Origin of the sequence: Gilliamella sp. wkB7, from assembly GCF_001693435.1 — a bacterium.
Classification (GTDB): domain Bacteria; phylum Pseudomonadota; class Gammaproteobacteria; order Enterobacterales; family Orbaceae; genus Gilliamella; species Gilliamella apicola_N.
Genome location: NZ_CM004509.1, coordinates 2741623 through 2756062 on the forward strand (window position 1 = coordinate 2741623; position 14440 = coordinate 2756062).

The following is a 14440-nucleotide window of genomic DNA, read 5'->3' on the forward strand; positions in this document are numbered from 1 at the left end:
ATGTTAGATACAGAAACTATGCGGACTTTCACAAAAGTTGCTGAGTGTAAAAGCTTTTCCAAAGCAGCCAAACTGTTATTTAAAACACCCGCTGCCATTAGCTATCGCATCAAATCATTGGAAACCGATCTTAATACTCAATTGTTTCAACGCACAACACGTACTGTATCGTTAACGCTTGCCGGTCAACATCTTTATGAGCATTGTAGCCAATGGCTACTTTGGTTAACCACCATGCCGGAAGAACTGCATCAAATCCGTGATGGCGTTGAACGCAAAATCAATCTGACCATTAATAATTTGCTCTATGATGTTGATGCTGTCACTGATCTGTTGAGTTATTTGCAAGAAAAATTTCCATTTACTAATTTTACATTTAATCGGCAGGTATATATGGGCGTTTGGGATTCGTTATTGCATGGAGAATGTCATCTTGCTATTGGCGCAACAGGAACGGAGTCATTGGATAATATGATTAATATTTTTCCATTAGGTGAAATTAATTGGGTTTTTGTCGCCGCAAAAAATCATCCTATTACTCATTTAGAAGGACCGTTATCGAACGAAACGTTACGCAAATATCCTGCAATTAATATAGAAGATACATCAGTTCATATGAATAAACGCGTAGCATGGTTACTGCCAAGCCAATCCGAAATTATTGTGCCTAATGTTACAACCAAATTATCGTGTCATTTAAAAGGGCTGGGGATAGGTTTTTTACCGCGTTCAGTTTGTCAAAAGTATTTGGATTCGGGTGATTTAATTGAATGCCAAGTGATTAATGAACGTAAACCATCGCCGTTATCCTTAGCATGGAAAAAGTCTCATATGGGAAAAGTGATGAGTGAAATTATTAATTTATTTAAGTTTCACCATCCATTAGCCACTAGTTTTTTAAAAAATATTGATATAAAAAGATAAATAATTCATCACAACTAAACGTGATTGTTAACAAATAAACAAGAAATAACTAAAGGAAAATCACATGTTAGATTTAGATAAATATGATCAAATTAATCCGCCAGCACGATTATTGATGGGACCGGGTCCAATTAATGCTGATCCACGTGTAACGCGAGCAATGGCTGCACCTTTAATTGGTCAATTCGATCCTGTTATGACTGATTATATGAACCAAACGATGGCGCTTTATCGTGACATTTTTAAAACCAAAAATGAACAAACTTTTGTTATTGATGGTACAGCCAGAGCGGGGATTGAAGCCGTTCTTGTGTCTACAATTCGCCCTGGTGATAAAGTATTGGTGCCAATATTTGGTCGATTTGGTTTATTACTTTGTGAAATCGCTCACCGCTGCCGAGCTGATGTGCATACTATCGAAGTACCATGGGGTGAAATATTCGATCCTAATGTAATTGAAGATGCCATTAAAAAAATTAAGCCACGTTTGCTACTTTGTGTACAAGGTGATACATCAACTACATTACTTCAACCATTAGATAAAATTGGTGAAATTTGTCGTAGGCATGGTGTACTGTCTTACGTAGATGCAACCGCTTCAATTGTCGGTAACGTTTTAGAAGTCGATAAATGGCAACTTGATGGGGTATCTGTTAGTTTGCAAAAATGTTTGAGTGGACCTCCGGGTGTGGCTCCTTTAACGTTAAGTCCAAAAATGGTTGAAATTATCCAATCACGCAAATGTGTTGAACTTGGTATTCGAGCTGAAGGCGATAGTAGTGGTAGTGATGAAATGATTTATTCCAACTATTTCGATATTGATATGATCATTCGTTATTGGGGATCAGAACGAATTAACCATCATACTGAAGCTACTTCTATGCTTTATGCTGCTAGAGAGTGTGCTCGCATTGTATTACAAGAAGGGTTGGATAATGTTATAGAACGTCACCGTATTAATGGTGCGGCCATGGTGGCTGGTTTACAAGCAATGGGACTTGAATTGTTTGGCGATATTAACCATAAAATGAATAATGTGGTTGGGGTGATACGTCCAGAACATATTAACGATCAAGAAGTGCGTAACTTAATGCTTAATGATTTTGGTATTGAAATTGGTGCGTCTTTTGGTCCTCTTAAAGGTAATGTTTGGCGTATTGGCACCATGGGGTATAACGCTAGAAAACCGTGTGTTTTACAAACATTAACCGCATTTGAAGCGGTATTAAATCGTGTTGGTTTCAAAACCATCCAAGGCGCTGGATTACAAGCTGCTTGGGATATTTATCAAAAGTAAAATTGTATTATTGATAATAAACGCTCACTTATTTGAGTTAACCTTACATCCATTGCAACCAAAGTGGTGGATGTAAAAATGGTGCAACATATAGCGCAACATAAATCGTTAATGGTCGCAAAATTACATGGCAAAGCATATTGCTTTAAAATATTGAAAAAACTAGCCCCTTTGGTGTCAGCTTATTAGGGATAATATTATACTTAAGGAAATTAATTGGCTTTATAGCTGACCAATCTGGAGGAAGTTATAATGAAGTTATAATAATGCGTTTATGTTTATAGTGATATTACTTATCGTATTCGCGATATTAACCTTTTTTATCCGAACAATGAAGCTATAAAAATCAGAGATACTAACTTTACAAAGTGCTAAGTAAAGTTCTGAGTTTTTATTGTTGAGTTTAAAAAAGATCTCACGCTAAGATTACGTATTACTTTTTAATCATTTAATGCACTTCAAAAAGTAAATAATATAATGAAATCTGAATATTAATTTGCATTATTTCCCTCAAAAGTTATTATGGTTTTCACATTTATTTAAAGATAGGAATAACCATGATTAAGTCTTGTTTTTCGTTAATTTTATCCACTTTTTTATTACTCACTAGTCATTTTAGTTATGCTGATAAAGATATAACTTATGTAGTCGGTGCGGGTGGTACATATCGTCCGTTTGAATATGAAAATACTCAGCGCCAATTAGAGGGGTTTGATATAGATATCATCCAAGCAATTGCTGATGTAGAAAATTTTAATATCAAATTGATTAATACACCTTGGGACAGTATTTTTGCCAGTTTGAACAATGGTGAACGAGACATTATTATTTCAGGTATTACTATTACCGATAAACGCAAAAAATCGGTAGATTTCTCGTTCCCTTACTTTCCTGCTGAACAAGTTGTTGTAACGCAAGCACAGTCGAGTATTACTTCATTGGAAGATTTAAAAACCAAAACAGTAGGCGTTGTAAATGGTAGTACAGCAGATGTGGTTGTTTCAAAAGTTTTAGGAATGAATAGCAAAGCGATAAAGCGTTTTGATAATACGCCGCTTTTATTACAAGATCTTTACGAAGAAGGGATTGATGCTGCGGTTAGTGATGTTGGAGTCGTTAAGTTCTATATTAAAATGCATCCAGGAAAAGATTTCAATCTAATTGCTGATCAAAATTTCGAGCCTCAATATTTTGGTATAGCTGTTGCTAAAGGTAATGATAAATTACTTAATAGTATTAACGAAGGACTTAAAAAAATTATTGCCAATGGTACTTATGCAACCATTTATGCTAAATGGTTTGATGAAAATGTACCAACTCTACCCATTAATTAATCGACAATTACAGGATCATTTTATTTATGCAGTTTAATTGGGAAGTAATTAGTGATTATTTGCCTCTGTTTATTGATGGGGCAATAATGACCATCACCTGTACAATAGTTTGTGTGGTGTTTGGTACCCTTTGGGGATTAATGTTAGGTCTTGGTCGAGTTGCTGAAGTGAAGCACGGCATTTATAAATATGTTTTATTATTAGTAGTAAAATGGCCAGTTAAAATTTATGTAAGTGCATTTCGTGGTACACCGTTATTTGTACAAATTATGGTTATGTACTTTGTTATCATGCCATTTCTGTTACATCCTCGAGAGGGTATTTTAGTCTCTGATTATTTGATCTCACCTGAAACCGCGCGTTTTTTACGAGTGCAATATGGCGCATTTATCTCTTGTGTTTTAGCGATAACTTTAAATGCTGGAGCTTACATTTCTGAAATCTTTAGAGCAGGCATTCAATCTATTGATAAAGGACAAATGGAAGCAGCACGCTCACTGGGCATGAGTTATGGTAGTACTATGCGTAAGGTAATTTTACCACAAGCTTTTCGACGCATGCTTCCACCTTTAGGTAATAATGCAATTGCAATTTTAAAAGATTCTTCATTAGGTTCAGCTATCGGGTTGATCGATTTAGCTTATGCGGCAAGAACGGCTGGTGCAGCCAATGCTGTCTATACAGAACCTTATTTAGTTATCTCTTTAATTTACTGGTCTATGACATTTTTGCTGTCATTACTGGTTAAATATATGGAAAAAAGGTTAGGTAAAAGTGATTCACATTAATAATCTACAAAAGCAATTTGGTGATATTCATGTATTAAGAGGTATAACGTGCGATATCCAAGAAAAAGAGGTTATTTCAATTATTGGTCCGTCAGGATCGGGTAAAAGTACCTTTTTACGTTGCATAAATGGGTTAGAAGATATCACCTCAGGTGAAATTGAAGTTAATGGCTTTAAAGTTCATGACCCTAAAATCAATATCAATCGCTTGCGTGAATCAGTGGGAATGGTGTTTCAGCGTTTTAATCTGTTTCCACATATGACTGTGTTAGAAAATTTGATTTTAGCACCTCGTGATGTCAAAAAAATGGCTAAAACCGATGCTATTACCAAGGCAGAAAGTTTACTTATTAAAGTCGGACTAATTGATAAGATTGATGCTTACCCAAGTCAACTTTCAGGTGGTCAACAACAACGTGTTGCCATTGCCAGAGCTTTGATGATGGATCCTAAAGTAATGTTATTTGATGAACCAACTTCAGCACTTGATCCTGAATTGGTTGGTGAAGTACTAGCCGTTATGAAATCATTGGCGCAAGAGGGTATGACGATGGTGGTTGTCACTCACGAAATGGGTTTTGCCAGAGAGATGTCCAGCCGAGTAATTTTTATTGATCAGGGAATTATTCAAGAGCAAGGATCACCTGAGCAGATCTTCAAAAATCCACAAAACGAACGTACCCAGTTATTTTTAAGTAAAGTACTCTAGGTGTTTATGTAGTTAATGATTTGCACAAAAAAACCGTTCTTAATAGAACGGTTTTTTATTGATTGATAAAAAATTTGAGTGATTAAGCTTTATATTTTTTCATGACAATTGAAGCATTAGTACCACCAAAACCAAAGCTATTTGACATAACCGTTGTCAATTCACGTTCGGTTGGTTCAGTAATAATATTCATGCCAACTGCTGCTTCGTCTAATTCATCAATATTAATACTTGGTGTAATAAAGCCATGCTCAAGCATTAATAATGAATAGATAAGTTCTTGTGCGCCTGTTGCACTTAATGAGTGACCTGTCATTGACTTAGTTGATGAGATTGCTGGAATATTGTCACCAAACACTTGTTTGATTGCCCATAACTCTTTTACATCACCAACAGGTGTTGATGTACCATGAGTATTGATATAATCAATCGGCGCATCTAAGTTTTGCATAGCAAGTTGCATACAACGCATTGCACCTTCGCCTGATGGAGCAACCATATCATAACCATCTGATGTTGCACCATAACCGACTAATTCACCATAAATATGAGCACCACGGGCTAATGCATGTTCTAACTCTTCAACGACAACCATACCCGCTCCGCCAGCAATAACAAACCCATCACGATTGGCATCATAAGCACGTGATGCTTTTTCTGGACAGTCGTTATATTTAGTTGATAGTGCACCCATTGCGTCAAATTCGCAAGACATTTCCCAATTAAGTTCTTCACCACCACCGGCAAAAACAATATCCTGTTTACCTAGCTGAATAAGTTCAGCAGCGTGACCAATACAGTGCACAGACGTTGCACAAGCTGAGGTCATAGAATAGCTCATACCTTTAATTTTAAATGGTGTAGCTAAACAAGCTGAAATTGCCGATGACATTGTTCTTGTCACTGCATAAGGACCAACACCACGTAATCCTTTCTCTTTCATTCCAGCAACAATATTATATTGTGTTTTAGTTGAACCACCATAACCTGCAATTAAACCAGTACGTATATTAGAAACTTGTTCTGGAGTTAATTTAGCGTCTTCAATAGCTTGTTGTAAAGCAAGATAACCATAAATAGAAGCATCATTCATAAAGCGAACTATTTTACGATCAATAAGACCTGTAGTGTCCAATTTAACATTTCCGCAAACATGGCTTCGCATTCCGCTATCTTTCATTTCTTGTGAAAAGGTAATACCACTACGGCCAATTTTTAAAGATTCCAAAACTTCTTTGGTATTATTTCCAATACTTGAAAGAATTCCTAACCCTGTTATAACAACGCGTTTCATACAATATTCAGCTCCTAAATTATCTGCTTCTAACAAAAATTAGTGTGATTATAGCGTACACTTGTAAGCTCAACAATACCTCAGTAATTCTTTTATCTTTGCTTTTTTGTAATTTATTGATTATTAATATATTAATTGAGTGAATTCAGCCTTAAATTGGTTAAAAGTTAACATGTTATTGATAGTGTAATGGCTTAAGTTTTCTACGTTAATACGATTAAATAGCAACATACTTGCGGAGCATAATACAGTTAATATATACTGTATATAAATACAGTTTATGGTAATGCAAAATGAATGAAAAAATGATTGCTAAGCTTGAGATATTAGCCGAATCAGCAAAGTATGATGTCTCGTGTTCATCAAGTGGATCAACCCGTCGCAATAAAAATAAAGGCATTGGGAGTGCAAGCAAAAGTGGTCTTTGCCACACATTTACTGCCGATGGGCGATGCGTGTCGTTACTCAAAATTATGTTAACTAACTACTGCATGTTTGATTGTGCTTATTGTATTAACCGACAAAGTAACGATATTCCTAGAGCGGGTTTTACTCCGCGCGAACTAGCTGATCTGACCATTGAATTTTATCGTCGTAACTACATCGAAGGTCTATTTATAAGTTCGGGTATTGTGCGCAGCCCTGATCACACTATGGAACGCATGATCCGTGTAGTAAAAATTTTACGTACTGAGTATCATTTTAATGGTTATATTCATATGAAAGCGATCCCTGGTGCTAGTGATGAACTGGTTAATCAAGCTGGATTATTGGTTGATAGAATGAGTGTTAACTTAGAAATTCCAACCGAAGAAAATCTTAAATTACTTGCGCCAGATAAAGATCATAAAAGTATCTATCAACCTATGCGTCAAATCCATCAAAATTTACTTGAGAATATTGAAGATCGTAAAAAGTTTAAATCTACACCAAAATTTGTACCAGCAGGGCAGAGCACACAAATGATTATTGGTGCAACGGATGAATCGGACAAACAGATATTACAACTAACTGCCAAACTCTATAAGCGACCGAGCATGAAACGAGTCTATTATTCAGGATTTGTTCCTGTTAACGGTTATGATAAACGTTTGCCAGTTGTGCAAGATGTACCGCGTGTGCGTGAAAATAGGCTGTATCAAGCTGATTGGTTATTACGATTTTATGACTTTAATGTTGATGAAATTGTTAATGATAGATATCCAGATCTTGATTTAACGGTTGATCCTAAACTTTCTTGGGCGATCCGCAATCCGCAGTTTTTTCCAGTTGATATTAATCGTGATAGTTATCAAAAAATATTACGGGTACCTGGTATCGGTGTTAAATCTGCCAAATTAATTGTTATGGCAAGGCGTCATCGTCGATTAACATTCGAAGCACTTAAACGGATCGGAGTGGTGTTAAAGCGGGCGCAGTTTTTTATTATTTGTCATGATATGAAAAAATTTAAAATACTTGACTCATCGGCCGAATATATCAAGCTATCTTTGCAAGATACACCATTGTTAGAAGATAAAGCAATTTATCAACCACAACAACTCGTAATGGGGTGGTAACGCATGTTAGCGTTTTATTACGAAAAAAGCTTTGAAGGTGTGCTATGCGCGGTATTTGATGCTTTTAAACTCAAAAAAATGCCAGAATGTTTATTAGCTACAGGACAGGTAGAACCACTACTTGTGACTGATAGGCATCATGTGGAATTTTGCGAATTTAAGTATGAACGGGTGCGTGTTGCATTAATCAAAAAATTGAGTAAAACGGCTTTGCGGCAATTAATGTATGTATGGTTATCTGAATTACCCGATAGCGACTTAATCATCTTTCGATATATTTGCAAAGTGTTTAAAGCCACAAAATCTATCGAAACTGATTTTGCCGATCCCGATGTATTAACCGTGCGCGAAATTGCAAAAAAAGTAAGTAATGAACGTCATCGTATAATAGAGTTTATTCGTTTTAATGCTATAAAAAATCCATTAAAAAAAACTTATAAACAAGCATCAGATGATGACGAAAACGAAGAATGCGAAAAGATCTACTTTTCTGTGATAGGTCCTATTTATAACGTGCTACCTTTGGTACTAACTTTTTTTAAAGAACGCTTTGCTGATCAAAAATGGGCAATATATGACGAAAAGCGCCAATATGGTTATGTCTATGATTTGAATAGCATAGAACAGGTATCATTGATTGATAAAGATGATTTAATTATTAACAGTCAAGTTAATCAAAATTATCTAACCGAGGACGAGGCATTGTTTCAAACCATGTGGTTAAGGTATTGCAATGCAATAACCATCAAAGAACGTATTAATCCAAAATTGCAACGGCAACATATGCCAAGTCGGTTTTGGCGCTATCTACCCGAAATGAAACTTGCCGTAAAAGACCGCAACGGCATTTAAAAAGCTTTTATAAGACACAAAAAACCGCCAATTAAGGCGGTTTCTTAACGAATGTAACTAATTAAACTTATTGAGAATCTATATCATTAATTATGCTATTAATGCTTTCTTGGCGTTGCTGTTGTTTTTGCTCGTCAACTTTACCACCAGATGCATTAAAATCATTACGTTGGAAATAAGCATTACGCATAAAGTTATAAGGGTCATCACTATTTTTGAGTAAATCTTCATACTCAATTGCTACAGCACGTGCTTCAATACCATCAAATACGCCACGGACTAATGCCCATTCCCAATCTAACCAGACAAGTGGCGGATATAAAGTATCAACAATATCACCACCTTCTTGGCGGAGGGTAGCTGAACCATAGAAAGGTAACACAACATAAGGACCATAAGGCATATCATAATGGCCTAACACATCACCAAAACTACGTTTAGAACCTTTTTGTAATTGTGGATCGGCCATACTTGCCACATCAAATAAACCAGCAACACCAAAAACGGTATTTAGAAAGAATCGAGCTAAATGCTTGCCTGCTTCATGACCTTCACCTTGTAGCACACTATTGACCATTGATGCGGGTTCAGAAAGGTTAGATGAAACATTAACGACCCCTTTACGTATTGGTGTAGGTACATAATCTTTCCAAACAACTGCGGCAGGTCTCAAAATGTAAGGATCAAGCGCATAATAGTTAACATTAAACATAGTTTTATTGAACCCAGATAATGGGTCACTGTAGCTATCTGTCTCAGGCTGATAGGTTGCACAACTTGTCAGTGCTAAAACCGAAAACATCATACCTATTATTTTTTTTTTCATAATGTTACCGAATAAAAATGATAAAGTGTTGAATGGGCATGATTGTATCATGTTTGTTCAAAATAGAAAATTTTTCATGAATTAAATAGCAATGTTTGTTTAAATTTATTAAAATGCTCGCCGCTATGACCTCATAGTTAAATGGATATAACGAGCCCCTCCTAAGGGCTAATTGCAGGTTCGATTCCTGCTGGGGTCAAAATTACAAAAAGAAGTTACAAGATTTAAGACGATTAAATTCTTTTCAAATAAGGGTATTTAATACCTTTAACGCGATCAATGACAATATTAACCAATTGATAACGACGGTATTGTTATGGTATTTTTTTAACCACATTCAGAAAATACCGTAATTGTTAGATATAAAATCTCTACACACCATAAAATCTAAACAATAAACATTCCTAGACTTTAAAAGCCTCTACTTATACATTATTCTATTGAAATTAAAATAATTTATTGTTGCTTGTCTCTTTTTGTTTCAATCTTTTTTTGATTTTCTGTAAATCATCTAACAATATATTTTAGAAAGTATTTTTATCTCTCTTCTGAAAAAGCGCGATTTATTTAACATACCAATTCAATGCTTTGTAAGATATATTATATTTGAAAAAAATCATAAAATTATGAACAATGCATAAAAATATAAATAGAATTAATAATTCTTGAGTTTAAGAAAAGTTTTTAAAAAGAATAGGTAATGTTTATAGGTATTTTTTAATAGCTAGCCACCATCGTTTATCAAAGGGAATAAGCAAATTGTTAACCTTATTTGAAATTAGTGCTAAGGATATTACAAAATAACTATTTTAAGTTTTTTGTCTTAATATTTTCTACTTTTAGGTGGTTATGAATTTATAAACAAAATCGTTTATAGTTTTTTTATCTATGTAACGAAATCGAAGAATACGTTCTTGCTTTAATTGCTTTATTGGCAATGTCAAAGTAGTAGTTAAAACAGGATGTATTGCGTATTAAAAATAATTGTTCTGTAAAAATACTTTTGCCAAATATGTAAAATCACTAAACAGGTCAATTATTATTGATATCGCAAATACTGTGTAATATTCAATTAATATTAAATAAAAATTATTTAACAAAAAATTATCAATACAAGTTAAATTTAGCTTTGCAAAGGCGATTACCAATTTGAATTAGCTTTTGTTGATTTTGTACACTTAAAGAGTGTAAATAATTATCTATTATAATGTTTATTTTAAATCTAATTGTAAAATATTTTAGAACCGATTATTTTAATTTTATCACTAGGTTTTGTAATCCTATCATCAAGATTACATATAATTTAAATAATATTTAAAATTTTGTTAGGAAAAATCATATAAAAAATAAAAATTATTGTATAGTAACAAGTTGTTAGCTAATAATAAGAAACTTTATTAAATGAGGTGAGTAGAAAGAAAAATTCCTCTGATGATAAACACCAGAGGATCATATGCAAGGGATGACGCATATAAGGAGAAAGTGGTTAAATAATAGAATTTTTAAGGATATTTTGTCAAATTTGATCTGATAAGAAATCGTTAAAAAAATTTCAAAATATTGAAATTGATAACTAAATCGTTAATACCTAATGTTCATGTAATTTTCAGGGCAATCATAAGGTTATTTAGTTAAATATTTAGTATAAAGTGTAAATTAATCGAAAATTAAAACAAATATTTCATAAATAAGTTGGTTTTCGTACAACAAAAATATAATTTTCTTAAAAAAAACCTTGTTTTAGTTATAAATACTTAATGTAAATTTTTTTGTAAAATACCCAAAATAAATTTCCAAAATCCAAATTCTGGTAATACACTTTTTCAATAATATTTTAGTGACAAATTGTTATTTATATTCTTATGATTTATTAGTGATATCAGTAAGTTATCTATTAAAATTAAATTTATAAAAACTTTAAAAAAATATTGCAAATTGCGTAAAAAAAGGTATTTTATACCTCTTTTTTAGATTGTTTTTTGATATGAATTTATCAAAAGGCTTTTGTGATAATTGTAAATTATCCTAACAATCAAAAAATAATACAAAAAATTATTTATAACAATAACAAAATATTTTCAGTAGTCATGAAATATATTGAGGATAACATGGATAAAGGATTAACCAATTTGATGGAACAATTGGGCAATGGTTTAAGTCGGGGTTTAAAGCAAGGTTTGGTTAATGGAGTCGGTCATAATCGCTATACGTTAAATATTGATGGTTTGTCTGCTGAGGTTTCAGTTTTACAGGTTGAGGGTAATGAGCAGCTTAACCAGCCTTGGCACTATACGATTACTTTCACCTGCTCGGATAAACAACTTTCTGTTGAGTCATTTCTTAACCAAAATGCCCGTTTGAGTTTTAACCCTGCTAATTCTGGCAGTTTAAGCGACTTTGCAACTCAAGGACTTAATGCACTTAATTCCTTAACTTCGGCTAATCCTTTAGATTCATTAAAACAGACTAATCCATTAAAGCAGTTAGATAAACTTAAACAATCCAATCCACTCGATTCACTTAATTCTTTAACCCAATTTAATCCGCTTAATCCGTTAAATTCACTATTATCTCAAGGCGGCTCACGCACTCTTTATGGTGTGATAACCCAGTTCAGTCAATTATCAGTCAGTAACGATGAAGCCCGTTATCAGGTTGTTTTATCCTCGCAATTAGCCAAACTGGCATTAAGTCATAACTGTGCCATTTTTCAAAATCAAAGCGTTATCAGTGTGGTTGAAGAGGTCTTGCGAGGTCATGGTTATACAGGGATTGATTATCGTTTAGCACTTAAAGAGCAATATCCGGAGCGTGAGTTTATCACCCAGTGGCAGGAGAGTGACCTTGAGTTTATTCAAAGATTGCTTGCTGATGTGGGGGTCTATTTCCGGTTTGAAACGCATGGTGAACACAATTGTGATGTGTTGGTCATCAGTGATTATGAGCAAGGTTACCAGCAGGTGGCTGATATTGTGTACAAACAACCGAGCGGCACACTGGATAATGGCGTTGAAAGTGTCTGGGATATGACCTTACACAGTCAGATGGTGGAAGCTTCGGTACAAGTACAGGATTATAACTACCGCGATGCGCAGACAAATTTACTGGGTGAGGTTAATAGCCAACTAAAAGATAACACCACTTACGGTACTGATTACCGTTATGATGAGCACTATAAAGGGTTAAATAGCAATGGTAATGGTAGTAATACCAATAACAATGATATAAATAATCATAACAGTAATAATGATGAAAACAGTAGTGATATCGATACCGACGGCAGTCAAGGCAGTAACGGCAATAGTAATGACAACGAAAATAATAGCGTTAACACTAACAGTAGTAATAGCAATAACAACAGCAGTGATATTGACCGTAATCAAGCTAACACGAGTAATAGTGTTGAAAGTGGAGAATGGTATGCCCGTATTCGCCATGAACACGCCATTAGCCGTCAAATTATTATCCGGGGTAAAAGCAATCAGGCCACTTTAGCTCCGGGTCAACATATCCGTATCAAAGGCAGTACGATTGCCGGAATAGATGAGGGGGTAATGATATTAACGGTGCAAGGACAGGGAAACCGCAGTGATGCTTATGAACTGAGTTTTACCGCCATACCTTACCAGCCATTAAAACCTTACCGCCCGGAGCCGATTCCTTTTCCGACTATTGACGGCACTTTACCGGCACGGGTAACCAGTCCGAATAATGACACCTATGGTTATATTGATACACAAGGTCGCTATCGGGTTAAATTTAACTTTGATTTAAAAGAGTGGCGAAACGGTGAAGAGAGTTTATGGTTAAGACTGGCTAAACCGTATGCAGGCAGTACCTATGGTTTTCACTTTCCACTGATTGACGGCACAGAAGTTGCGGTAGCGTTTACTAACGGTAATCCGGACCGACCTTATATCGCGCATGCGATGCATGACAGTGGCCACCCTGACCATGTGACTACCATAAACAAACATCGAAATGTAATTCGTACTCCTGCTAACAACAAACTGCGGATGGATGATAAGCGCGGACAAGAGCACATTAAGTTAGCGACCGAATACGGTAAAACCCAGCTTAACATCGGGCATTTAGTTGACCAAAACAAAGAGCAGCGTGGTGAGGGATTTGAACTGCGCACCGATGAGTGGGGGGCAATTGCTGCCAATAAAGGTTTATACCTGACCAGTCAGACCGAGCCTAAGGCACAGGGTAAACAGCTTGATATGCAAGGTGCCATTACCCAGCTTGAAAATGCATTATCAATTGCTAAAGCACTGCAAAATGCAGCAACTGCCTCTGAAGCTCATGGTGCGGATACCGACAGTCAAGAGCAACTTAAAGCGACATTAACCCAATTAGCCCAAAGTGGCATTATTGCTTATGCGCAAGAGGGCATCGCTTTAACCAGTCCGGAAAACATCCAACTGTCCACATCAAACAGCGTATCGGTGACCAGTGAAAACCAAACTGACATCAATGCGTTAAAAAACATTACTGTCTCATCCGGTGAATCCATCGGTCTGTTTGCTCATAAATCAGGAATGAAAGTCTTTGCCAACCAAGGTGATGTTAACGTGCAGGCACAAAATGCCAACCTGAATATGGCTGCTAAGCAAGATATTAAAATAGACAGTGTTGATGGCAGTGTTGATTGGTCAGCAACAAAAGAAATTATCTTAATATGTGGTGGTTCATACGTAAAAATCAGCGGTGCGGGAATTGAACTGGGCACAAATAATAACGTTTACTTGAAATGCAATGCGATGAAAAAGATGGGTCCAGCAACTCAAAACAGAACGATAACATTAAAATCAAGTGAGCTGAATGTTAAACACTGCGCAGAAACGGATTAAT

At 35.2% G+C, this 14440-nt stretch carries 10 protein-coding genes and 1 tRNA gene; 9 read left to right on the forward strand and 2 right to left on the reverse strand.

Annotated elements, in window-relative coordinates; translation table 11 throughout:
- From allS to A9G17_RS12125, 5 genes are all read left to right on the forward strand, one after another.
- Positions 1-924, forward strand: coding sequence for an HTH-type transcriptional activator AllS (gene allS, locus A9G17_RS12105; protein WP_065738929.1), 924 nt, complete (start codon positions 1-3; stop codon positions 922-924).
- 64 nt (positions 925-988) lie between these two features.
- Positions 989-2221 (forward strand): pyridoxal-phosphate-dependent aminotransferase family protein, encoded by a 1233-nt coding sequence (locus A9G17_RS12110; RefSeq protein WP_065738930.1) that lies wholly within the window; start codon positions 989-991, stop codon positions 2219-2221.
- A 557-nt stretch (positions 2222-2778) separates the two neighbouring features.
- Positions 2779-3555 (forward strand): basic amino acid ABC transporter substrate-binding protein, encoded by a 777-nt coding sequence (locus A9G17_RS12115; RefSeq protein ID WP_081301763.1) that lies wholly within the window; start codon positions 2779-2781, stop codon positions 3553-3555.
- A 26-nt stretch (positions 3556-3581) separates the two neighbouring features.
- Positions 3582-4343: an amino acid ABC transporter permease gene (locus A9G17_RS12120; protein WP_065738932.1), complete on the forward strand. Its 762-nt coding sequence runs from the start codon at positions 3582-3584 to the stop codon at positions 4341-4343.
- Positions 4330-5052, forward strand: coding sequence for an amino acid ABC transporter ATP-binding protein (locus tag A9G17_RS12125; RefSeq protein ID WP_065738933.1), 723 nt, complete (start codon positions 4330-4332; stop codon positions 5050-5052). Before A9G17_RS12120 ends, A9G17_RS12125 begins: the two co-directional genes overlap by 14 nt.
- 82 nt (positions 5053-5134) lie before the next feature.
- Here the strand turns inward: A9G17_RS12125 and fabB are convergent, their stop codons facing one another.
- Positions 5135-6346: a beta-ketoacyl-ACP synthase I gene (fabB, locus tag A9G17_RS12130; protein WP_065738934.1), complete on the reverse strand. Its 1212-nt coding sequence runs from the start codon at positions 6344-6346 to the stop codon at positions 5135-5137.
- A gap of 293 nt (positions 6347-6639) precedes the next feature.
- Here fabB and A9G17_RS12135 point away from each other — a divergent pair, with 293 nt between their 5' ends.
- Together A9G17_RS12135 and A9G17_RS12140 are read left to right on the forward strand one after the other, a co-directional pair.
- On the forward strand, positions 6640-7905 hold the full coding sequence (locus A9G17_RS12135) for a putative DNA modification/repair radical SAM protein (RefSeq protein WP_065738935.1): 1266 nt from the start codon (positions 6640-6642) through the stop codon (positions 7903-7905).
- Between the two features lie 3 nt (positions 7906-7908).
- Complete coding sequence (locus tag A9G17_RS12140) at positions 7909-8757, forward strand: TIGR03915 family putative DNA repair protein (RefSeq protein WP_065738936.1); 849 nt, start codon at positions 7909-7911, stop codon at positions 8755-8757.
- 67 nt (positions 8758-8824) lie between these two features.
- Here the strand turns inward: A9G17_RS12140 and A9G17_RS12145 are convergent, their stop codons facing one another.
- Positions 8825-9583 carry an MlaA family lipoprotein gene (locus A9G17_RS12145; protein WP_065738937.1) on the reverse strand — a complete coding sequence of 253 codons (759 nt, stop codon included), beginning with the start codon at positions 9581-9583 and terminating at the stop codon, positions 8825-8827.
- Positions 9584-9710: 127 nt separating this feature from the next.
- Between A9G17_RS12145 and A9G17_RS12150 the strand changes: the two genes are divergently transcribed.
- Both A9G17_RS12150 and A9G17_RS12155 read left to right on the forward strand, forming a co-directional pair.
- Positions 9711-9782 (forward strand) — tRNA-Arg (locus tag A9G17_RS12150).
- 1909 nt (positions 9783-11691) lie between these two features.
- On the forward strand, positions 11692-14439 hold the full coding sequence (locus tag A9G17_RS12155; protein WP_065738938.1) for a type VI secretion system Vgr family protein: 2748 nt from the start codon (positions 11692-11694) through the stop codon (positions 14437-14439).
- Position 14440 lies beyond the last annotated feature (1 nt).

Excerpts from the sequence above, each read along its gene's own strand:
- allS (WP_065738929.1), top strand. The coding sequence starts at position 1 with ATGTTAGATACAGAAACTATGCGGACTTTCACAAAAGTTGCTGAGTGT.
- A9G17_RS12110 (WP_065738930.1), top strand. The coding sequence starts at position 989 with ATGTTAGATTTAGATAAATATGATCAAATTAATCCGCCAGCACGATTA.
- A9G17_RS12115 (WP_081301763.1), top strand. The coding sequence starts at position 2,779 with ATGATTAAGTCTTGTTTTTCGTTAATTTTATCCACTTTTTTATTACTC.
- A9G17_RS12120 (WP_065738932.1), top strand. The coding sequence starts at position 3,582 with ATGCAGTTTAATTGGGAAGTAATTAGTGATTATTTGCCTCTGTTTATT.
- fabB (WP_065738934.1), bottom strand. The coding sequence starts at position 6,346 with ATGAAACGCGTTGTTATAACAGGGTTAGGAATTCTTTCAAGTATTGGA.
- A9G17_RS12135 (WP_065738935.1), top strand. The coding sequence starts at position 6,640 with ATGAATGAAAAAATGATTGCTAAGCTTGAGATATTAGCCGAATCAGCA.
- A9G17_RS12140 (WP_065738936.1), top strand. The coding sequence starts at position 7,909 with ATGTTAGCGTTTTATTACGAAAAAAGCTTTGAAGGTGTGCTATGCGCG.
- A9G17_RS12145 (WP_065738937.1), bottom strand. The coding sequence starts at position 9,583 with ATGAAAAAAAAAATAATAGGTATGATGTTTTCGGTTTTAGCACTGACA.
- A9G17_RS12155 (WP_065738938.1), top strand. The coding sequence starts at position 11,692 with ATGGATAAAGGATTAACCAATTTGATGGAACAATTGGGCAATGGTTTA.